Origin of the sequence: Denitratimonas tolerans, assembly GCF_037203605.1 — a bacterium.
GTDB lineage: Bacteria > Pseudomonadota > Gammaproteobacteria > Xanthomonadales > Xanthomonadaceae > Denitratimonas > Denitratimonas tolerans.
In genome coordinates, this window is record NZ_JBBDHC010000017.1 from 21,991 (window position 1) to 42,530 (window position 20,540).

The 20,540-nt window shown below is 68.9% G+C and carries 17 protein-coding genes; 7 read left to right on the forward strand and 10 right to left on the reverse strand.

What is annotated here, in order from left to right; translation table 11 throughout:
- Positions 1–72: 72 nt before the first annotated feature.
- The 5 genes from WB794_RS11255 to WB794_RS11275 all read left to right on the forward strand — a co-directional run bounded on the left by WB794_RS11255 (position 73) and on the right by WB794_RS11275 (position 3,946).
- Complete coding sequence (locus WB794_RS11255) at positions 73–318, forward strand: DUF2249 domain-containing protein (RefSeq protein ID WP_337335952.1); 246 nt, start codon at positions 73–75, stop codon at positions 316–318.
- Complete coding sequence (locus tag WB794_RS11260) at positions 315–1,610, forward strand: hypothetical protein (RefSeq protein ID WP_337335953.1); 1,296 nt, start codon at positions 315–317, stop codon at positions 1,608–1,610. Before WB794_RS11255 ends, WB794_RS11260 begins: the two co-directional genes overlap by 4 nt.
- Entirely contained in the window at positions 1,607–2,089 is a 483-nt protein-coding gene (locus WB794_RS11265; protein WP_337335954.1) for a redoxin domain-containing protein, read from the forward strand. Before WB794_RS11260 ends, WB794_RS11265 begins: the two co-directional genes overlap by 4 nt.
- Before the next feature lie 67 nt (positions 2,090–2,156).
- Positions 2,157–2,375, forward strand: coding sequence for a DUF6522 family protein (locus WB794_RS11270; RefSeq protein WP_337335955.1), 219 nt, complete (start codon positions 2,157–2,159; stop codon positions 2,373–2,375).
- A 236-nt stretch (positions 2,376–2,611) separates the two neighbouring features.
- On the forward strand, positions 2,612–3,946 hold the full coding sequence (locus WB794_RS11275) for a M20/M25/M40 family metallo-hydrolase (protein ID WP_337335956.1): 1,335 nt from the start codon (positions 2,612–2,614) through the stop codon (positions 3,944–3,946).
- 111 nt (positions 3,947–4,057) lie between these two features.
- On the opposite strand, the gene proB is transcribed toward WB794_RS11275, so the two are convergent.
- From proB to WB794_RS11315, 8 genes are all read right to left on the reverse strand, one after another.
- The gene (proB, locus tag WB794_RS11280; protein WP_337335957.1) at positions 4,058–5,203 is read right to left on the reverse strand and encodes a glutamate 5-kinase; all 1,146 of its coding nucleotides are present in this window, start codon (positions 5,201–5,203) and stop codon (positions 4,058–4,060) included.
- Positions 5,204–5,321: 118 nt separating this feature from the next.
- A complete protein-coding gene (argH, locus tag WB794_RS11285; RefSeq protein WP_337335958.1) occupies positions 5,322–6,617 on the reverse strand; it encodes an argininosuccinate lyase in 1,296 nt (431 codons plus the stop codon).
- On the reverse strand, positions 6,614–7,576 hold the full coding sequence (gene argC / locus WB794_RS11290) for an N-acetyl-gamma-glutamyl-phosphate reductase (protein WP_337335959.1): 963 nt from the start codon (positions 7,574–7,576) through the stop codon (positions 6,614–6,616). Before argC ends, argH begins: the two co-directional genes overlap by 4 nt.
- The gene (locus WB794_RS11295) at positions 7,573–8,844 is read right to left on the reverse strand and encodes an acetylglutamate kinase (protein ID WP_415926687.1); all 1,272 of its coding nucleotides are present in this window, start codon (positions 8,842–8,844) and stop codon (positions 7,573–7,575) included. Before WB794_RS11295 ends, argC begins: the two co-directional genes overlap by 4 nt.
- Positions 8,845–8,922: 78 nt before the next feature.
- Positions 8,923–10,017: an acetylornithine deacetylase gene (locus WB794_RS11300; protein ID WP_337335960.1), complete on the reverse strand. Its 1,095-nt coding sequence runs from the start codon at positions 10,015–10,017 to the stop codon at positions 8,923–8,925.
- 232 nt (positions 10,018–10,249) lie between these two features.
- Positions 10,250–11,500, reverse strand: coding sequence for an argininosuccinate synthase (locus WB794_RS11305; RefSeq protein ID WP_337335961.1), 1,251 nt, complete (start codon positions 11,498–11,500; stop codon positions 10,250–10,252).
- A gap of 79 nt (positions 11,501–11,579) precedes the next feature.
- The gene (locus WB794_RS11310) at positions 11,580–12,623 is read right to left on the reverse strand and encodes an N-acetylornithine carbamoyltransferase (protein WP_337335962.1); all 1,044 of its coding nucleotides are present in this window, start codon (positions 12,621–12,623) and stop codon (positions 11,580–11,582) included.
- Positions 12,624–12,886: 263 nt separating this feature from the next.
- Complete coding sequence (locus tag WB794_RS11315; RefSeq protein ID WP_337335963.1) at positions 12,887–13,360, reverse strand: hypothetical protein; 474 nt, start codon at positions 13,358–13,360, stop codon at positions 12,887–12,889.
- A 238-nt stretch (positions 13,361–13,598) separates the two neighbouring features.
- On the opposite strand from WB794_RS11315, the gene cysS reads away from it, so the two are divergent.
- Positions 13,599–14,975, forward strand: coding sequence for a cysteine--tRNA ligase (gene cysS / locus WB794_RS11320; RefSeq protein ID WP_337335964.1), 1,377 nt, complete (start codon positions 13,599–13,601; stop codon positions 14,973–14,975).
- Positions 14,976–15,034: 59 nt separating this feature from the next.
- Positions 15,035–15,469, forward strand: coding sequence for a SufE family protein (locus tag WB794_RS11325; protein WP_337335965.1), 435 nt, complete (start codon positions 15,035–15,037; stop codon positions 15,467–15,469).
- Positions 15,470–15,715: 246 nt separating this feature from the next.
- Here WB794_RS11325 and WB794_RS11330 read toward each other — a convergent pair whose 3' ends face one another.
- Together WB794_RS11330 and WB794_RS11335 are read right to left on the reverse strand one after the other, a co-directional pair.
- The gene (locus WB794_RS11330; RefSeq protein WP_337335966.1) at positions 15,716–17,848 is read right to left on the reverse strand and encodes a RelA/SpoT family protein; all 2,133 of its coding nucleotides are present in this window, start codon (positions 17,846–17,848) and stop codon (positions 15,716–15,718) included.
- A 136-nt stretch (positions 17,849–17,984) separates the two neighbouring features.
- Positions 17,985–20,414: an InlB B-repeat-containing protein gene (locus WB794_RS11335; protein ID WP_337336007.1), complete on the reverse strand. Its 2,430-nt coding sequence runs from the start codon at positions 20,412–20,414 to the stop codon at positions 17,985–17,987.
- Between the last annotated feature and the right edge of the window lie 126 nt (positions 20,415–20,540).

Sequence of the window (20,540 nt, forward strand, 5' to 3'; positions counted from 1 at the left end):
CGCTGCCGATTCGTAGGTCGGGGCTACGTCCCCGACGGAACGCGCCGCCCCCATCTGCGGCATCATTGCCCGATGAGCTCGCCACTCGACCTGCGCCACCTGCCGCCGCCCGAACCGATGGAGCGCATCGTCGCGGCGCTGGACGCGCTGCCGCCCGGCGCGGCGCTGGTGGCGCTGACGCCGTTCCGGCCGCTGCCGCTGCTGCCGATGCTGGAGGCGTGGGGCTTTTGCTGGAGGATCGAGGATACGCCGGACGGCCACGCGCGCATCGCGATCTGCCGGCGCGAGGACGAGGCGCGGCTGGACGATCTGGAATGAGCGCGCTCGATTTCGCGCAGGCACCGCCGCTGGCGCGCCCGCTGCGCTGGCTGCTGCTGTCGCCGCTCTGGGGCATCGCCGCCGGCGCGTGGCTGGCGTGGCGCGGCGAGGCGGCGCTGATGGGCCGCTGGGTGCCGGAAACCGCGGCCCTGGCGCATGTTTTCGCCCTGGGCGTGCTGGGCAATGCGATGTTCGGCGCGCTGCTGCAATTCCTGCCGGTGGCGGCGGGCTGCCCGCTGCGGCTCGGGCGCGCGGCCGACGCGCTGCACGTCGCCTTCAACCTCGGCATCCTTGCGCTGGCCGTGGGCCTGTGTGCGCCGAGCGCCGGTGCGCTGGCGCTCGCGCCGCTGCTGCTGGCGCTGACACCGCTCGGTTTCGCCTGGGCCGCACTGCCGTCGCTGCTCGCGCGCGGCGCGCGGCGCGCGCTGCGCGGCGGCATCGGCTTTGCCCTTATCGCGCTGCTGCTCACCGTCGCCGCCGGCGCGCTGGCGGCATTCGCGCTGCGCGGTGACGCCGCACTCGCGCTCGAACCCCTCGTCGATGTGCACGCGGGCCTTGGCCTGCTCGGCTGGGTGCTGGGGCTGATGGCCGCCGTGGGCAGCCTCACGCAGCCGATGTTCCAGGGCGCACGGCGCGTCCCCGAGCGGGCGCTGGCCGGCTGGTTCATGCTCGCGGGCGCGGCGCTGGTGACCGGCGCGGCGCTGCGGTTTCTGGTCGATTCGCAAACCGGCCTGGCGCTGGCGCTCGCCCTGCCCGGTGCGCTCTGGGTGCTGGCATCGCTGCTCCTGCCGATGGCCACCGCGCGCCGGCGCGACGCGGCGCTGGTGCAGTTCTGGCGCGCGGGCAGCATCGCGCTCGGGGCCGCCTGCGCGCTGGCGCCGCTGGCGGCGGCCGGATGGCTTTCCGAACGCGGCGGACTTGCCGCCGGCGCGCTCGCGCTCGGCGTCGGCTTGCCGCTGATCGTGACCGGCATGCTGCTGGAAATCAGCGCCTTTCTGGCCTGGATCGCGCTGCGCCGCGACTGCCCGCGCGGGCTGCGCATTCCCGGCGTCGGCCTGCTCGTGCCCGAGCCCGACAAGCGCGCGGTGCTCGCCCTGCATCTCGTCGCCGCCGTCGCGCTCGCCGCCGCAGTACTCTGGCCCGCCGCTCTCGCGCGCATCGGCGGCGGCGCGCTGGCGCTCGCGCATGCGGCCACGCTCGCGGCGCTTGCGCGCGCGCTGCGTCGCGCGAGGAGCTTCCGGGACACGCTGCCGCCCGCGAACCGACCCCACACCCACGAGGAACCGCAATGAACACCGACCTTCCCATGGCACCCGAGTGGCAGGTGGAGCGCTGGTTCAACGCCGCAGAACCGCCCACCCTCGCCGCGCTGCGCGGCAGGGTCGTGGTGCTGGAAGCCTTCCAGATGCTCTGCCCCGGCTGCGTCTCCCACGGCCTGCCGCAGGCCAGGCGCATCCGCGAGACCTTTCCGCCCGAGCATGTGGCGGTGATCGGCCTGCACACCGTGTTCGAGCACCACGCCGCGATGACGCCGGTGTCGCTGGAAGCCTTCCTGCACGAGTACCGCATCGACTTCCCCGTGGGCGTGGACCGCGCCGGCGACGGCGATCCGATCCCCAGGACCATGCGCGCCTACGGCATGCAGGGCACGCCCACGCTGTGCCTGATCGACCCGCAGGGCCGCCTGCGGCACCGGCATTTCGGGCAGGTCGGCGATCTGGCCATCGGTGCGCAGATCGCCTGGATGCTGGAATCGGCCGCGCGCGGCTGACCCAGGTCAGCACGCGTCGCGTCGCCCCGTGGCATCGTGCCGCCATCGCGCAGGAGGATGACTGTCCATGAGCAACCCGGCCATCGACATCGACGGCGAACTCGTCGCCCGCACCCTGGAAATGGATGTGGAGGCGTTTCGCAAGCTCATGAACGACGGAAAGATTTCCGTCCTGTGCGAGCGCGGCACCGGCGAAGACGCCGGCCGCTACCGCGCCAGCTTCTACTACGCCGGCAAGCGCGCCCGCTTCGTGGTGGACGAAGCCGGACGGGTGCTGGATGAGTGAGGCGCATCGCTTCCTTGCCGCGGAGCGCGACGCTGCCGGATGACGTCGCGGCGGAATCGCCTGCGGCGGTTCCGCCCTGCGAAAGCCCATCCGGTAGGGCGGAACCCGCACAGCGGTTTCCGCCGTGTGCCGGCCGCCACGTCGGGACGATGCGCACGGCGGTCCCGTGACAATTTTTTTACCCGTGCGGGGCGGATGCGCTAGGCTTTGCGCCTTCGCGCGCCCGATCGTTGCCCATGAAACTGCCGGCCTTCCACGTCCTCCACCGCCTGCTCGCGCTGGCCGGCGGCCTTGCCATGACGGCGCTCGCGCAGGCCGCCGAACCGCCGGTGTTCGCGCTCACCTCGGCCGATACCTTCCTTGCCAGTCCGCTGCGCCATTTGCCTGCCGAAGACGCCAGCGACAGCCTCGGCACGCGCCTCAAGCTGGTCGAGCTCGATGCCACGCAGCGCGCCTGGCTGAGCGATTTCGTGCACGAGGAGGAATCGCGCTGCGGCGGCTACTTCGCCTTCCCGAGCCGCGGCGAGGCGCTCGATTTCCTCGCGCGGGACCGCTCGCTCGAAGGCGTGCTGCAGCCAGCCGCCGCAAGCTATGTGATCGACAGCCAGCCTACCGTCGCGCCCTGGCTGCCGCAGGTGAGCGAAGCCAACATCCGCGCCACCATCGCCCACCTCTCCAGCTACCAGAACCGCTACTACCAAAGCGCGTACGGTCTGTCTGCGGCGCACTGGATACGCGATACCTGGCTGGCGCTGGGCCATGGCCGCCGCGATGTGCGCGTCGAACTGGTCGGGTGCACCGGCTGCTCCACCCAGCCCTCGGTGATCCTGACCATCGACGGTGCCGAGCTGCCCGAGGAAGTCGTCGTGCTGGGCGGGCATCTGGATTCCATCCGCTCGGGGGCCGGCTCCAATACCGAGCAGTTCGCCCCCGGTGCCGATGACGACGCCTCGGGCATCGCCACCCTGACCGAGGTCCTGCGCATCGCCCTGGCCGACGGCTGGAGGCCGCGACGCACGGTGAAGTTCATCGGCTACGCCGCCGAGGAAGTCGGGCTGCGCGGCTCGGCCGCCCTCGCCGGCCAGTTCCAGTCCGCCGGCATCAACGTGGTCGGCGTGCTGCAGTTCGACATGACCAACTACCGCGTCGGCGTGCCGTACCACCTGCAGTTCATCACCGACTACGTCAACGGTCCGCTGCTGAGCTTTTCCTACACGCTTTTCGATGCCTATCTCGCGCCGCTGGGGCTGATTCGCCGGAGCATCACCTGCAACTACGCCTGTTCCGACCACGCCTCGTGGACCAGCAAGGGATTCCCCGCCGTCATGGCCAGCGAGTCGGGCGATACGGACTACGAGTTCTTCCCGTACCTGCACTCCGCCAACGACACCCTCGCCTTTATCGGCGGCAGCGCCAACAGCAGCGTTCCCTTCGCGCAGTTCGGTCTGGCCTTCCTCGGCGAGCTGGCCAAGACCAGCACCCGGCCGCAGGCGCTTCTGAACGACAGCTTCGAAAGCGACGCAGCGCTGCCGCAGGGCGAATCCGTGCGCGTCGCGTTGCCTGCCCGATGAGCGCACGGAGCGTTTGACGCCCGGCAACGTCGGCCACGCAGGGCCGACCTACGGGTGGCGGTTCGCAGGTCGAGGCTACGCCCCCGACGCGGTGTTCTACGCGGGCGCGGCCTACAGCACGACCAGGTCGTCGCGGTGGACGACGGCGTCGTCGTAGGTGTAGCCGAGCAGGGCCTGGATTTCGCGGCTGTGGCGGCGGGCGATGCGGCGGATGTCGCGGGCCGAATACTGCACGATGCCGCGCGCGACCGGGCGCGCGCCTGCGCCCTCGGCGGCGCGGACATCCACGATGTCGCCGCGCGCGAAGTCGCCTTCCACCTCGACCACGCCGCCGGGCAGCAGGGAGGCGCCCTTCTCCGACAGCGCGCGCGCCGCGCCGGCATCGACGAGGACCGCGCCGGGCGCGGACGGCGCATGGCGCAGCCAGTGCTTGCGCGCCGCCGTGCGCGAGAGGCTGGCGCGCACGAGGGTGCCGCGCATCGCGCCGTGCGCCATGAGGCGCAGCGCGTCGGCGTCGGTGCCGTCGAACAGCACGGTCTGGATGCCCGCGCCGGCGGCCTTGGCCGCGGCCTGCAGCTTGGTCGCCATGCCGCCGGTGCCGATCACGCTGCCGGCACCGCCGGCCATCGCCAGTATCGATTCGCCCACTTCGGCCACCTCGTCCACCGGCCGCGCGGACGGATCGTCGCGCGGGTTGGCGGTGTAGAGGCCGGGCACGTCGCTGGCGATCAGCAGCAGGTCGGCATCGACGAGGGCCGCGACGAAGGCGGCGAGGTTGTCGTTGTCGCCGAGCTTGAGCTCATCCACCGAAACCGTGTCGTTCTCGTTGACCACGGGAATGGCATCGAGGCGCAGCAGCTCCAGCAGCGTCGCACGCGCGTTGAGATAGCGGCGGCGGTTGCGCAGGTCGTCGTGGGTCAGGAGCACCTGCGCCACGGGGCGCTCGAAGAAGCGCTGCCACAGCCCGATGAGCTGCGCCTGTCCGAGCGCCGCCAGCGCCTGGCGCGCCGCCATCACGGCACCGGATTCGAGCGCGCCGGGCACGATCGCGCGCCCGGCGGCGACCGCGCCGGAGGAGACGATCACCACCTCGCGCCCGGCCTGCCGGCTGCTCGACACGAACTGCGCCAGCGCCAGCGCATAGCGCGGCGTCAGCCCGCCGCCGGGCGCGGCCACCAGGCTGCTGCCGACCTTGAGCACGGCGCGCTTCCAGCGCGGCAGGGGGCGTTCGGTGAAGGACGATGCGGATGCGGTCATGGCATTGGTATCGGCGGGACAGGCTTCACGCGATGGATGGAGCGGGAATCACGGCGGAAACCGCTGCGCGGGTTCCGCCCTGCGCGGCGGATCTGTCGCTGGCGGTGCGCGGATTGCATCAAGAAGCGCGCGCCAGGCGTTCGCGCAGCACATCGAGGCGCAGATCCACGGCGGCACCGGGTGAGGTGCGTGCGGCGAGGCTGCCTTCGGGCGTGCGCCCCTGCCCGGCGCTGTCGCTGCTCGCCGCCGCGGCCCTGTAGGCGTCGCGGAACGGCACGCCGGCAATGGCAGCATCCACCGCGACATCGGTGGCATACATGCCCGAATCGATCGCCGCGCGCAGGCGCTCTTCGCGCCATTCCAGGTTCGCCAGCAGCGCGGGCAAAAGCTCCAGCGCCGCCAGGCCGCGCCCGAAACCGTGGAAGATCGCGCCCTTGCTGGCCTGCAGGTCGCGGTGATAGCCCGAAGGCAGCGACAGCAGCTGCTCGATCTCGGTGCGCGCCGCGGCGACGCTGGCGTGGGTGGCGCGCATCAGCTCGATCACGTCGGGATTGCGCTTATTGGGCATGATCGACGAGCCGGTGGTGTACTGCGCCGGCAAGGCGACGAAGCCGAATTCGGCGCTGGTGAAGAGCGAGAGATCCCAGGCGAGGCGGCGCAGATCCAGCGTGGCGCTGCCGAGCGCTTCGAGCGCGGCCAGCTCGAACTTGCCGCGCGAAAGCTGGGCGTAGACCGGCGACACCTGCAGGCGCGAAAAGCCGAGCGCGGCGGTGGTGTGGTCGCGGTCGAGCCTGAGATTCACGCCGTAGCCGGCGGCGGTGCCGAGCGGATTGCAGTCGATCAGGGCGAACGTGTCGGCGGCGCGCACGGCGTCGTCGATGAAGGCCTCCGCCCAGCCCGCCCACCACATCCCGGCGCTGGACACCACGGCGCGCTGGATATGGGTGTAGCCGGGCATCGGCAGGTGCCGCTCGGCCTGCGCGCGATCCAGCGCGACGCCCGCGATCTCGCGCGACAGCGACGCCACGCGGGCCAGCTTCTCTTTCAGCCACAGCCGCGTGGCGACGAGGACCTGGTCGTTGCGGCTGCGCCCGGTGTGGATCTTGCGGCCGGCGTCGCCGAGGCGCTCGGTCAGGCGGGCTTCGATGGCGGAGTGGCCGTCCTCGTAGCGCCCGTCGAGGACGAATGTGCCGCTGCGGAAATCCTCGGCGAGGTGGGCCAGCTCGCGCCTCAGCCCTTCAAGCTCATCGGCACCGAGCATGCCGATTCGCTGCAGGCCCTCGGCGTGCGCGCGGCTGGCGGCGATGTCGTGCAGGAAGAACTCGCGATCGAGGATCACGTCGTCGCCGGCAAGGAAACGCTGGATTTGTGCATCCACCGCCACGCCGGGCTTTTGCCACAGCAGTCCGCTCATGCCTCGATCCCCGTCAGTTCGTCGAAACCCAGCGCGCGGTTGAGGTTCTGCATCGCCTGCGTGGCCGCGCCCTTGAGCAGGTTGTCGAGCGTGGCCACGACCACCACGCGGCGGCGGTCCGGCGACACCGTGAAGCCGCCGATGGCCGCGCCGTGCCGCCCGGCGATGCGCGAGACCCAGGGCGCATCGTCCTGGATCGCCACCAGCGGCTCGCTGCCGTAGAAGTCCAGGTACTTCGCGCGCACCGCCTCGCGGCTCATCGGCTGGCGCAGCCACAGGTTGACCGTCATGGTGATGCCGCGAAAGTGCGGTGCGACGTGCGGCATGAATTCCACCGGCATGCCGAGATGGGCGGTGACTTCGCGCTCATGGATGTGGTCGGTGAGCGCGTAGGGCATCAGGTTGTCGCGCAGTTTTTCGGTGTCGTTCTTGTCCGAAGGCGTGGTGCCCGCCCCTGAATAGCCGGACACGCCGAAGCACTGCGGCGGCCCGGCCAGCTCGCCCGCGAGCGGCGCGATCGCCAGCTGCATGGCGGTGGCGTAGCAGCCCGGATTGCTGATCCGGCGCTGGCCCGCGTAGCGCTGCCGGGTGAGCTCGGGCAGGCCGTAGTACCAGGCGGCATCGAAGCGGTGGTCGGCGGAGAGGTCGATGATGACCGGGCCGGAGTTTTCCCCGCCATTGACAGCAGCGGACCGGATCGCCTCGACAAACGGCTCGCCCTTGCCATTGGGCAGGGCCAGGATCACCGCGTCGGCACCGCGCGAAGCGGTGGCTTCGGGATCAAGATTCTCGTAGCGCAATTCCCCGGGAAAATCCGGGTTGTGGTCGGCTACGCGCTCGCCGGCCAGCTCGCGCGAGGACACGAAGACCAGCTCCAGCCCCGGATGCCCCGCGATCAGGCGGATCAGCTCGGCACCGGTATGGCCGCGCGCGCCGATGATGCCCACGGTCTTCTTCATGCCGACTCCTCCAGCGTGGCGGGGCGCTGCGCGCACAGGGCGACGTAGCGTTCGATCAGGGGGAATTCGGCCGGGCCATACCAGAACACCTTCCACTTTTCGCGCTTGATGCAGCCATCGGACTCGGCGTAGTAGAACGGGTTGACCGGATTGCCGTGGCGCGAGCGCCAGAACAGGCGCGGGTTCTCGTCGCGCATCACCTGCCATACCGCGCGCCCCAGCCCTTCGCCCTGGGCCTCGTCGAGCACGGCGAACTTGTCGAGATAGGTGCCCGCCGATTCCCGGGTGAGGAGCACCGCGGCGCGGTAGTTCTCGCTGACGTAGGCCCGATGCAGTGCGGTGCGCTCGAAGTAGTCGGCCACCAGACGTCGCCCGAAGGCCGATTCGATCAGCTCGCGCAGGCGCACCAGATCGAGCTCGTCCCAGCGGTCTGCCGTCAGCACCCGTTCGCCGCGACGCACCAGCGTGCCCGAGCCTTTGTGGGTGAACAGCTCCTTGGCCAGCTCCGCCGGCTGGGTGATCGACACCGAGGACGCCTGCGGCAGGCCGTCGAGGAGATCCTTGATCTGCTGGATCTTCACCCGCATCCCGCCATCGATCCACGGCTCGGACATGAGCTGGTTGTACTGGGTGGAGAGGTTGATCGAATCGATGATCCTGCCGCTCGCATCCAGCAGCCCGCCGGTGCCGGTGAGGAACACGATCTTGTAGGGCTGCAGTTCGCGCACCAGCGCGTTGGCGGCGAAATCCGCGTTGACGTTGAGGATCTGCCCGCCTGCGGTTTCGCCCAGCGAGGCGATGACCGGGATCGAACCCGACTGCAGGCTGGCTTCGATCAGCGCGCGCTCCACCCGCCGGACCTCGCCCACCAGGCCATAGCGCGCCTGATCCTTGTAGTCGGCCTCGAACACGCCCGAGACGATGCTGGTGGCGCGCGCATCGGCGCGCTGCAGGGCTTCGACCAGCATGAGGTTCTGGGCGTGGAAGACGCGCCGCACGATCGCCAGCGCCTGCGACGAGGTGACGCGCAGGCCGTCGATGGTCTGCTTCTCGATGCCGGCGGCGGACAGCTCGGCGTCGAGCTGCGGGCCGGCACCGTGGATGACGATGGGCGTCAGGCCGACGTCCTGCAGGAAGGCGAGCGAGGACACCAGCGCATCGAGGTCGTCGCGCAGCACCGCGCCGCCCACCTTCACCACCGCGAAGCGCGCCGCGTCGAGCTGCGAGAAGCGTTTGAGGTACTGGCTGATTTCCTTGGGGCTGGCCATGCTGGAAAGCAGCCGCACGATGGTCTGGCGGGTCTGCGGGTCGTGCACGGCGTCCGGCTTGAGGATCGGGGTCACGGATCAGTTTCCGAGGATGCGGAGAAGGGAATCGGCATAGCGCCGGAGCTGGTCCAGCGCCACCCACTCGTCGGCGGCGTGCGCCTGGGCGATGTCGCCGGGGCCGTAAACGAAGGTGGTGTAACCGGCGGCGGAAAAGAGCGAGGCTTCGGTCCAGAAGTCCACCGCCTCGCCAATTTCGAGATCCAGCCCGCGCGCGATGGATTCGGCACGCAGACGCTGCGCCTCGGCCTGCGCCGGATCGCCCGACGGCAGGCTCGGGCCGCGGAAGGTTTCGTCGAACAGCACCGGCGCAGGCTCGGCCAGCGCGCGGAACCGCGCGAGCAGATCGTCCATGTCCATCGAGGGCAGCGGGCGAAAGCCGAAACGCAGATCCGCCTGCGGCGCGATCACGTTGGCCTTGATGCCGCCCTCGATGCGGCCGATGTTGAAGCGCAGGCCCGAAAGCCCGCCGAAGGTTTCGTTTTCCATCTGCGCCACCAGCGCCAGCGCGCGATGGCCCCATTCGACCGCCTGGTGCAGCGCGCTGTCGCTGGGCGCGAGGCGCGCCGAGGCGTGGCCGGCGCGGCCGGCAAAGCGCATCGACACCGCGCTGATGCCGCGATGGGCGAGCACCGCGCGCGCCCGCGTCGGCTCGGCCACCAGCACGGCGGCGTACGGAATCTTCCGCGCGAGGAAAGCGTCGATGCAGCGCGGATCGTTGGCCTCCTCGTCGCTGGAAAAAAGAAACGCCGCGTCGCCCTGCGTGGCGCTGGCCGCCGCCAGCAGCGCCGCCGCCGCGCCCTTGATGTCGCACACCCCGAGCCCGACCACGCGGTCGTCGAGCCGGCGCATCACCAGCGGATCGGCGCTCCAGGCGGGCGAATCGGGGACGGTATCCAGGTGCACGTTGAACAGCAGCTTCGGCGCACCGCGCACCGCGTACAGGCTCACCGCGCCGGCACCGTGGTCGACCACCTCGACCGTGAAGCCGGGCAGGTGCGCGCGCAGGTAGTCGAAGATCCCGCCCCGTGCAGAAATCGCGCGCGGCGGATTGCGGGTGTCGAAGGACACCAGCTTCCCGAGGTGATCGAGCGTCGCTTCCAACAATGTGGTCATGTGCAATTTCGCGCGTGTGGTTCAACGTCAGCCGCGCAGGGCCGACCTGCGCAAACGGCACGGCGGATGCGCCGTAGGTCGGGGCTACGTCCCCGACGGAATGCACCATCATCCCGATCACCCACGTCGGCCGCGTAGCCAACGTCGGCCGCGCAGGGCCGACCTGCGCAAACGGCGCGGCGGATGCGCCGTAGGTCGGGGCTACGTCCCCGACGGAAAGCTGTTCCCGCGCTCACCGGTTCACCTCGGCCCACAGCGTGGAGCTCATGCCGAACAGTTTGATGAAGCCCTCGGCCTCCTCCACGCCCCAGTCGGCGCTCTGGGCATAGGTCGCACCCTTGGACTGCAGGATATGCGGCGAGCGCAACGCGACCGCGTTCACCACGCCGCCGTGGGTTTCCAGCACCACCTCGCCATTCACCTTGGCCTGCGAGGACTTGAGGAAGGCTTCCAGATCGGCCTTCAGCGGGTCGTGGAAGAAGCCCTCGTACACCAGCTCCACCCAGCGCCGCGCCACGTCCGGCTTGAAGCGGTTCTGCTGCTTGCTCAGCACCGCTTCTTCCAGCGCGCGGTGCGCGGCCAGCAGCGCGGTGAGGCCGGGAGCCTCGTACACGATGCGGCCCTTGAGGCCGATGGTGGTGTCGCCGGTGTACATGCCGCGCCCGACGCCGTAGCGCGCGAACTGCGCGTTGAGCCGCGCCAGAATCTCCGCACCCGGCAGGATTTCACCATCCAGCGCCACGGCCTCGCCTTCGACAAAGCGCAGCGCGACGCGCAGCGGTTCCGCGGGCCACGCCTCGCGCGGCGCGCACCAGCCGCGCGCGCCGTCGCCGGGCGCTTCCCAGCGGTCGATCTCGCCGCCCGAGAGCGTCACGCCCAGGAGGTTTTCGTTGATCGTGTACTGCTGCTGCTTGGCGCGCACGCCAAAGCCGCGTTCTTCCAGGTAGGCCTGCTCGTAGGCGCGGGTCTGGGTGTGCTCCTTCTGGATTTCGCGGATCGGCGCGACGATCCGGTAGCTGCCCTGCGCCTTCACCGCCAGATCGAAGCGCACCTGGTCGTTGCCCATGCCGGTGCAGCCGTGCGCGATGGCGTTGGTGCCCAGCTCGGCGGCGCGCCTGAGCGCGGCATCGACGATCAGGTAGCGATCCGATACCAGCAGCGGATACTGGCCCTGATACCCCTGCCCGGCCCACACGAAGGGCCTGACGAAATCTTCCCAGAGCGCCGCCCCGCCATCGACGCTGAGATGGCTCGCCACGCCCAGCTCGGCGGCGCGCTGCTCGATGAAGGCGCGCTCGGCGGCATCCACCCCGCCGGTGTCGGCAAACACCGTATGCACCCGCCAGCCGCGCTCCTTGAGCCAGGGCACGCAGAAGCTGGTGTCCAGGCCTCCGCTGAAAGCAAGAACGATGTCCTGGCCTTCAGCGGAGGCGGGATTCGGGATTCGGGATTCGGGATTCGTTGAAGCGGGCTGTGGCGACATGAGGGTTCTCTGGAAATGGCTAAGTCAAAAGCTGGCGAGGTCGTGGATCGAAGCGCTCTTGCAAATCCCGAATCCCCAATCACAAATCCCGGCCGTGATGGCGGCCCACCAGGGCCGCCATCACGGCCTTCTGCACATGCAGCCGGTTCTCGGCTTCCTCGATGGCGATGCAGCGCGGGGAGTCCATCACCGCGTCGGTGGCTTTGACGTTGCGGCGCAGCGGCAGGCAGTGGCTGAAGACGGCGCTGTTGGTGAGGGCCATCTTGGCCTCGTCCACGATGAAGTGCCGGTACTGGTCGCGGATGGGTTTTTCCGGGCCCCAGTTGCCGAAGTAAGGCAGCGCGCCCCAGCTCTTGGCATAGACCACGTCGGCACCGGCATAGGCCGATTCGATATCGTGGCTGACGGTGAGCGAGCCGCCGGACTCGGCCACGTTGTCGCGCGCCCAGCCCATGTAGCGCTCGTCCAGCACGTACTCGGGCGTCGGGCACAGCAGGGTCACGTTCATCCCGAGGCGCGTGGCGATGGTGAGCGCGGAGTTCGCCACCGCAGTGTTGAGCGGTTTCGGATGGTAGGTCCAGGTCAGCACGTACTTTTTGCCGCGAAGATCCTCCGTGCCGAAGTGCTCGCGCAGCGCCAGCGCGTGCGCCAGCTCCTGGCAGGGGTGGGTGATGGTTTCCATGTTGATGACCGGCACCGTCGAATACTTCGCGAACGCCTTGAGCACGCGGTCCTGCCGATCGATCTGCCAGTCGACGAACTTCGGGAAGGCGCGCACGCCGATCAGGTCCACGTAGCGCGCCAGAACCCGCGCCACTTCCGCGATGTGCTCCTCGGTGTCGCCGTCCATCACCGTGCCGAGGTCGAACTCGATCGGCCAGGCGTCCTTGCCCGGCTGCAGCACGACGGCATGGCCGCCGAGCTGGAAGGCACCGAGCTCGAAGCTGGTGCGGGTACGCATCGAAGGATTGAAGAACACCAGCGCGATGGATTTGCCCTTGAGCGCGTCGCCCGGCTTTTCGCGCTTGCAGCGCGCGGCCTCGGCCAGCAGCACGTCGAGGTCGGCGCGCGACCAGTCCTGGGTGTTGAGGAAGTGGCGGATCGGGGAGGCGGTCGGGCTCATGCGGGGGAAATCCTGTGCGGGACGCGGTACGGACGGCGGCGGAAAACGAAAAAAGCCCGGCGGGAGGCCAGGCTTTCCTTTGCGAATCGGAATGGCGGAACCCCGCCGCTGCCCAGCCCTACGGTGGCGGCAACGGTCGGCGCGCGCGCGAGGTCATGCCCGCCGCCATGCGGGCGGTGGTGACGACGTCGGCGGAGGAAATCGCGCGGTTCATGGCGGCGGAGTGTCGCACGACGGCACTCATGCTGCAAGGCAGCAAAACATCAGTCCGCCGGCGCGACGGTGACGCGGATGCGCAGCTTGTTGCCCGGGTCCACGTCCATGCGCGACAGGTACAGCTCGCCCTTGTAGCGGTATTCCACGTCGTAGCCGCTGATGCGGCGCTCCTCGCGCTCGACCATCACGGTGCGGCAGGGCGGTGCCGCGGCCTCGGTGCCGGTGCCTTTGCCCGGGCCGGACGCATCGGCCGCGGCCTTCTGCGCGGGGCCGTTCGGTGCCAGGCCATCACCCGCATTGGTCCGGGCGGAGGCGTCCAGCGTTTCCTCGCCGCACTGCACTACCGGCTCGACGATCCGGTTGATCTCGTAGGTCGGGATGGCGCGCAGCACGTCGGCATAGGCATAGCTGACGTTTTCGCGCCCCTGCACCGGTACATCGACATAGGCCACGCCCTGCGCGCACGCGGCACCTGCGGGGGCAAGCGCGGCCGCAAGTACGAGAGCAGGATTCCACTTCATCGCATCCTCCATGACCCGATACCGCCGCAGCGCGACGGCCTTCCTCCATTCCGCGCCACGCGCGCTCCGGCAGCAGGCTCGGAATGAATGGCATGATTCAAGCACCGGACGGCTGAATCCCGCCTTTAACAATTCCCTGACGGCGCGAACCGCGCCTTGCCAGCCTGCGCGTGCCGCGTCGGCAGCATCGCGTCGTCGCGATTAGAATGGCGGACTTGCCTTCCGAACGACGCGACCCATGAGCCTTCACCTGCACAACAGCCTCAGCCGACGACTCGAGGCATTCACGCCGCTCGATCCCTCCCGCGTGACCATGTACCTGTGCGGGCCGACGGTCTACAACTTCGTGCACATCGGCAACGCGCGCCCCGCGGTGGTGTTCGGCGTGCTGGCCGAGCTGCTGCGCCGACGCTACGGCCAGGTGGTCTACGCGCGCAATATCACCGACGTGGACGACAAGATCAATGCCGCCGCGCGCGAGGCCGGCGTTCCCATCGGCGACATCGCTTCCCGCTTCACCGAGGCCTACCGCGAGCACATGGGGATGCTGGGCGTGGCCGCGCCGGACGTGGAGCCGCACGCGACCGCGCACATCGCGCAGATGATCGCGATGATCCAGCGCCTGATCGACAGCGGCCACGCCTACGCGGCCGAAGGCCACGTCCTGTTCTCGGTGGCGAGCTTTCCGGCCTACGGCGCACTCTCGCGCCGCGACCGCGACGAGATGCTGGCCGGCGCGCGCATCGAAGTGGCCCCGTACAAGCGCGACGCCGGCGACTTCGTGCTGTGGAAGCCCTCCAGCGACGATCTCCCCGGCTGGGAATCGCCCTGGGGCCGCGGCCGTCCGGGCTGGCACATCGAATGCTCGGCGATGAGCGCGGCGCACCTGGGCGAGACCATCGACATCCACGCCGGCGGCATCGACCTGCAGTTTCCGCACCACGAGAACGAGATCGCGCAGAGCACCTGCGCGCACGGCGGCAAGGTGTTCGCGCGCTACTGGCTGCACAACGGCATGCTGATGTTCGACGGGGCCAAGATGTCGAAATCGGTCGGCAACGTCAGCCGCGTCAACGATCTGCTGGAGCGCCATCCCGCCGAAGCGCTGCGCTACGCCCTGCTTTCGGCCCATTACCGCCAGCCGCTGGACTGGTCCGATGCGTTGATCGAGCAATCCGTGCGCACGCTGGATCGGCTCTACGGCACCCTGCGCGACCTGCACGACATCGAGGCGAGCGCCGGCGATGCCGATATCCCTGCCGCGATCGAAGCGGCGCTGGACGATGACATCAACACCCCGGCGGCGCTGGCCGAACTGGCCAGCCTGGCCTCCGCCGCGCGCAAGGCCGAAGGCCGCGAGGCGCGCGCGGCCGCCAAGCGCGCCCTGCTGGGTGCCGGACGCGCGCTGGGGCTGCTGCAGCAATCACCCGCGGCCTGGTTTGCGCGCGGCGCGGACGATGCGGACGACGCCCGCATCCAGGCGCTGGTGGACGAGCGCAGCGCCGCCAAGAAGGCGCGCGACTTCGCCCGTGCCGATGCGATCCGCGACCAGCTCGCCGGCGAAGGCATCATCCTGGAAGACACCCCGCAGGGCGTGCGCTGGAAGCGCGCGTGACGCATCCGAACTCCCGTCATTCCAGCGCAAGCCGGAATGACGCCGCATCCGGCAACCCCATGACCGACACCGTATTCCCACTCGAACCCAGCGCCGCCGAGGCGCAAGCCGCGATCATCGAGGAGTTCGGCTTCTTCTCCGACTGGACCGAACGCTACCAGTACCTGATCGACCTCGGTCGCAAGCTGCCGGAGTTCCCGGATGCCTGGAAAACCGAAGAGCACCGCCTGCACGGCTGCCAGTCGATGGTGTGGATCGTGCCGGAAGGCGACGCGCAGCGGCTGGTGTTCCATGCCGTCAGCGACTCGGCCATCGTCTCGGGCCTCATCTTCCTCGCGCTGCGGGTCTATTCGGGCCGCAGCGCCCGGGAAATCCTCGACACCACGCCCGACTACATCGCCGCCATCGGCCTCGCCAAGCACCTCTCGCCCACCCGCAGCAACGGCCTGGCGGCGCTGCTGGAAGTCATCAAGGCCCGCGCCGCGCAGGCGTGAGGGCGGAAATCCTCGCCTGTCCGCAGGGCTCCCGTCGCACCCGAAGAATCTTCGTCGGGGACGTAGCCCGGACGGGTGTTCGATACCCCGCAACGTCGGCCACGCAGGGCCAACCTACGGATGGCGGTTCGTAGGTCGGGGCTACGTCCCCGACTGCTTCCTTTCCGCGCTGGCCACGTCGGCCACGCAGGGCCGACCTACGGAGGTGCGTAGGTCGGGGCTACGTCCCCGACGGCTTTCTTTCGCTTACTGCGTGCGCCGCGCCTCCAGCACCGCCGGCACCGCCTCGATCTTCGCCAGCAGCTGGCCGAGCTGTTCGAAGTCCGCGACCTTGAGGGTCAGGCGAATCTCGGCCCGACCGCTGCCTTCGTCCACGCGCGTGGTCACGCCGAGGATATGGACGTTGCTCGAACCGATCACGGTGGTCAGATCCTTGAGCAGCCACTTGCGGTCCCAGGCGCGCACCAGCACATCGACGCTGTAGCTCTGTCCGGTTTCGCGTCCCCATTCCACCGGCAGGATGCGCTCGGGCGCGCGCGCGGCCAGCGACCGCAGCGAGGGGCAGTTCCTGCGGTGCACGGAAACGCCGCGCCCGCGCGTGAGGTAGCCGGCAATCGGATCGCCCGCCACCGGCTGGCAGCAGCGCGCCAGCTGCACCAGAAGATTGCCGACGCCTTCGATCAGGAAGCCCTTGGCCGGCTTCGGCGGTTTGGCCAGCGCGCCGCCCAGCCCCGTCAGCGAGGGATCGTGCGGCACCTCTGAGGCCGCTCGCGTCACCTCGTGCAGGGCGCGTGCGACCTGGCCGCTGCTGACGTCGCCCAGCGCGACCGCGACGTAGAGATCATCGAGCTTGGCCAGCCGCAGCTTCGGCAGCACCTGGGCGAGGTCGAGCTGGTGCTGGCCGGTGCGCTTGAGGTCTTTTTCCAGCAGCTCGCGCCCGGCCTGCACGTTGCGCGCGAAGTCCATGCGGTTGAACCAGCCGCGCACCTTCTCGCGCGAGCGCGGGCTGGCGAGGAAGCCGGAGCCTGCCACCAGCCAGTCGCGCCGCGGCTCGGAGACCTTGCCGGTGAGGATTTCCACGCGGTCGCCGCTGGCGATACGGTGATTGAGCGGCACGATGCGTCCGTTGACCTTCGCGCCGCGGCAGCGGTGCCCCACTTCGGTGTGCACCTGGTAGGCGAAGTCGAGCACGGTCGCGCCCTGCGGCAGGTCGATCACCTTGCCCTGCGGGGTGAGCGCATAAACGCGATCCTCCACCAGCTCGGTGGAAAGCCCGGCCAGCAGCGGCTCGTCGCCCTCGTCCTCGCGGCTGGTTTCCAGCAGCTGGCGCATCCAGGCGATCTTGCGCTCGAATTCGCTGTCGCCCGCGCCACCCTCCTTGTAGCGCCAGTGCGCGGCCACGCCCAGTTCGGCCTGCCGGTGCATCTCGACGGTGCGGATCTGCACCTCGATCGCCTTGCCCTGCAGACCCAGCACCACGGTGTGCAGGGAGCGATAGCCGTTGGGCTTGGGGTTGGCGATGTAGTCGTCGAATTCGCTGGTGATCGGCGGCCACAGGTTGTGCACGATGCCCAGCGCGGTGTAACAGGCGCCCAGGTCATCCACCAGCACCCGCAGCGCGCGCAGGTCGTAAAGGTCGTCGAAGGCGAGCTTCTTCTTCTGCATCTTCTTCCAGATGCTGAAGATGTGCTTGGGCCGTCCCGATACCTCGGCGCGCACGCCGCTGCCGTCCAGCGCTTCGCGCAGCGCGGTCATCGTCTCCTCGATGTAGCGCTCGCGGTCGACCCTTTTCTCCGCTAGCTGCGCGGCCAGGCGGTGATAGGTTTCCGGCTGCAGGATGCGGAAGATCAGGTCCTCCAGCTCCCACTTGAGCTGCCAGATCCCGAGGCGGTTGGCCAGCGGCGCGTGGATGTCGGCGGTGAGCTCGGCGAGGCGGCGCTGATCGTCCGGAGGCAGGGTCTTGAAGTCGCGCAGTCGCACCAGCTGGCGCGCCAGCAGGATCAGCACCACGCGCAGGTCGCGCACGATCGCCAGCAGCAGCCGGCGCAGGCCCTCGGAGCCGGTGCGCGCGCCGCGCTCGCCGTAGATCGACCACACCTTCTCCGCCTCGTGCAGGCCCTCGATGAGGGTGGCCGGCACCCCGGCGGGAATCACCTCGGCCGGAAGGGCCAGGTAGGCCGCCGCAGCCGATAGCGTGGCCGAATCGGCGCCGAGCGTTTCCAGCACCCGCAGCGTGTACACCAGCGCCGCTTCCTGCGCAGCGGGCAGCGCCCGCGCCGCGATCAGCGCCGGCAGGGGCTCGACCAGCCCGGCCTGCGCCCGCGCCGGCAGGCGCAGCCATTCGGCCAGCGTGTCCACGCGGTGGGCTTGAGGGTTCATGTCGATAGTGCACTACAAATGACAACGCCGGGGAAGTCCCCGGCGTCGGTGGAACGGTGATCAGGTCAATTCCTCAGAAGGCTTGCGGCGGCTGATCGCACCAATCCATGGCGTCCCCAATCGCTCCGACGCTCCTTCAATCCGGCAAGAATTGCACCGACAAATTGCAGTCAGCAGTAACAGAGGCTGCTTTGTACTTGATGATCCCACCCGGTGCGATGCCTGCATATGCGAACTGACAATTCTGGTTCACCGGGAAATCAGCGTGGTAGCCAGTCTCGGGGAATGTCCAGACTTCTGCACTGGTGCCATGCGGAACCGGAGTTACGATCACCGGATTCACGCCGCCATTGGTCGCACCTTGCGCGCCAATGGTGCCATGCGTGCCAGAGGGATCCGCAACGGACACCGTGACGGAGTACTGGTTGATCTCGAATTCCGCCGAAAGTATGCAGTCGCCGCTGGTGATCGGCCCTGCCGTGCCGGTGTTCCCGGTCATCGTAATGGTTCCGCACTCGGCAGAGCTCAACTGTTCCACGCTTCCCGGCACAAGGTGGTAGCCGGTCTGAGGCTCGAGGGTGAACGTTGCAAACTGTCCGTCCTCGACCATGCCGTCGTCATCCAGTGTGATGTATCCGTAATTGATTCCACTGGCGACGTGCACCTGGTGCTGGACGAGATTGAAAGCAAGGTCGATCTGGCAATCATCCAGCACATTCTCGGCCTGTAACATAACCCCCGCGCCAAACGGGTTGGATACCGGCCCGCTGGTCTGGCAGGTGCTCGTTGGCAGGATCACGGCCTGGTGGCTCGTATTGGGCAATGCGGTGAATACCGCCTGCTGCATCGGATAGGTGACTTGCAGCGGATTCTGGGAGGTGACCGTGCCATTCGGGCCGGAGTTGACCGTCACGGTGGAGGTCTTTGCCTTGAACGTCACAGCTACCGCACAACTACCCGTCACCGGCGCCGTCTTCCAGATCAATCCGCTGTCGTGCGTGACACCACCGCAGCCCGTGATCGTATCGACCGCGTAACCGGTGTTCGGGGCGACCGTCAGCTCCGCAGGCTGGTTGTAATGAATCACCTGGCTGGGCGGCGAGATCGTTCCGTTGCTGCCGACAACACTGGCCGTAACCGTCGGCATACCTTGGAAATTCGCCGTCAAGGTGCAAGAGCTCGTCGAGGTCGTCGAGAGCGTACCGCCGGTTTCGCTCACACCCGATGCGGTACCGGCGCAGCCGGTGAAACCGGTGAACGTATAACCCGAATTGGCTGTGGCGCTGTACACCAGCCCGGACGTGCCCGGCGGACACGTGGTTACCGTCCCCGCCTCCGCAGAACAGCCGGCCGGGGCGGAAACGCGCGTGATCGATCCGCCCGTTCCGTCACCGGGCGTGTTGTTGGTGGACACGGCACGCGCCACCTGCACCTGGTCCACCACCTCGATCCGCAGGCTGCGGCTGTTGTCGGCGTGGTTGCTGTCGGGCGAGCTGTCCGGGGCCGAGAAGGCCGCGACCTGGATCAGCGCCAGGGACTGGTTGATGCTGGTGTCGACGCTCGACGACTTGCGCGTCAGGGTGTACTCGCGCTGCGCGCCGGCGGCAAGCGTGCCGATGTTCTCGACGAGCTTCGAAGACCCGGACCCGCTGTTGCAGGCCGATCCGGCACCGTGGTCAAAACACGAAATACGGCTGACCGTCGGCCCCATCAGCGTCGACGCCGTGGGCACGAACTCGCGGATGCGCACGTTGTTTGCCGCCGCCGTGCCCTTGTTGGACACGCGCAGCTTGAACGTGACGTTGCCGGTGGTCGATTGCTGCAGCACGTCGCCAACGATCGGGTTGCCCTGCGCATCGAGCAATTCGACCCGCAGATCCGCCATCGACGGCTCGAGACCGTCGGCAAAGAGATAGCCTGCCGTGCCGGGGCCGGTGGTGGGAGGAAAGGCATTGGGAGCCAGGCCGGCATGGCAGCGCAGCCACTGGACGCCGCCATCGACGCGCTGCGGCACCAGCGCGCCGCTGGTCAGCACGTAGTTCAGCGCCGTGACGCCGGGCATGGCTTCAGAGCCAAGCCCGGTGTTGAAATGCATGATCTCGCCGTTGGCATCGCCAACGGAAAGCTTCCAGTTGCCCGAGCCTGCGGCCCCCGCGTAATAGTCCTCGCACAGGGCCGGTTCGAGCAGGGAAAGACTCAGCGTCGGCGGATTGACGCCCAAGGCATAGACGGCTTGCTCGGCCAAGGGCAGCGTCAAGCCACCCATCTGCACCCCCAGCCCGGCCGGCGTGGCCTTGACGCAATTCCCCGGGCTCAGCGCGCCGGGGAACTCCAGCACGCCGAAACCGATGCTGGCGACGTCGAACCAGCCATAGTCGGGATTGAATCCGGCGGTGCACAGGCGATCGCCGGGAACTGCGGCGAGCGCTTGCGGCTCCATGGACGCGAACTCCAGCGCCTGGGCCAGGGTCGAGCCACTCATGCCAACCGCCGCGAGGGCGGCGAGCGCGAGCAGGCTTGTCTTGAAGCGCTTCCTGCTGCGCACGGGATTGCAGATCGCATCCATCACTCTGTCACTCCTTGACTGATTGGCCGAGTCCAGCCGTTGCGAAAATTGCGTCATTCCATCGCCTTGAACATGCGGTCGGGCTGACCGCAGGAGACACCCGCGCCGCGCGCAAGGCGCGTCCAT

Coding starts and splice junctions, on each gene's coding strand:
- WB794_RS11315 (WP_337335963.1), bottom strand. CDS start 13,360: ATGAAGTGGAATCCTGCTCTCGTACTTGCGGCCGCGCTTGCCCCCGCA.
- WB794_RS11300 (WP_337335960.1), bottom strand. CDS start 10,017: ATGACCACATTGTTGGAAGCGACGCTCGATCACCTCGGGAAGCTGGTG.
- WB794_RS11330 (WP_337335966.1), bottom strand. CDS start 17,848: ATGAACCCTCAAGCCCACCGCGTGGACACGCTGGCCGAATGGCTGCGC.
- cysS (WP_337335964.1), top strand. CDS start 13,599: ATGAGCCTTCACCTGCACAACAGCCTCAGCCGACGACTCGAGGCATTC.
- WB794_RS11335 (WP_337336007.1), bottom strand. CDS start 20,414: ATGGATGCGATCTGCAATCCCGTGCGCAGCAGGAAGCGCTTCAAGACA.
- argH (WP_337335958.1), bottom strand. CDS start 6,617: ATGAGCGGACTGCTGTGGCAAAAGCCCGGCGTGGCGGTGGATGCACAA.
- proB (WP_337335957.1), bottom strand. CDS start 5,203: ATGACCGCATCCGCATCGTCCTTCACCGAACGCCCCCTGCCGCGCTGG.
- WB794_RS11255 (WP_337335952.1), top strand. CDS start 73: ATGAGCTCGCCACTCGACCTGCGCCACCTGCCGCCGCCCGAACCGATG.
- WB794_RS11265 (WP_337335954.1), top strand. CDS start 1,607: ATGAACACCGACCTTCCCATGGCACCCGAGTGGCAGGTGGAGCGCTGG.
- WB794_RS11275 (WP_337335956.1), top strand. CDS start 2,612: ATGAAACTGCCGGCCTTCCACGTCCTCCACCGCCTGCTCGCGCTGGCC.
- WB794_RS11295 (WP_415926687.1), bottom strand. CDS start 8,844: ATGGCCAGCCCCAAGGAAATCAGCCAGTACCTCAAACGCTTCTCGCAG.
- WB794_RS11310 (WP_337335962.1), bottom strand. CDS start 12,623: ATGAGCCCGACCGCCTCCCCGATCCGCCACTTCCTCAACACCCAGGAC.
- argC (WP_337335959.1), bottom strand. CDS start 7,576: ATGAAGAAGACCGTGGGCATCATCGGCGCGCGCGGCCATACCGGTGCC.
- WB794_RS11325 (WP_337335965.1), top strand. CDS start 15,035: ATGACCGACACCGTATTCCCACTCGAACCCAGCGCCGCCGAGGCGCAA.
- WB794_RS11260 (WP_337335953.1), top strand. CDS start 315: ATGAGCGCGCTCGATTTCGCGCAGGCACCGCCGCTGGCGCGCCCGCTG.
- WB794_RS11305 (WP_337335961.1), bottom strand. CDS start 11,500: ATGTCGCCACAGCCCGCTTCAACGAATCCCGAATCCCGAATCCCGAAT.
- WB794_RS11270 (WP_337335955.1), top strand. CDS start 2,157: ATGAGCAACCCGGCCATCGACATCGACGGCGAACTCGTCGCCCGCACC.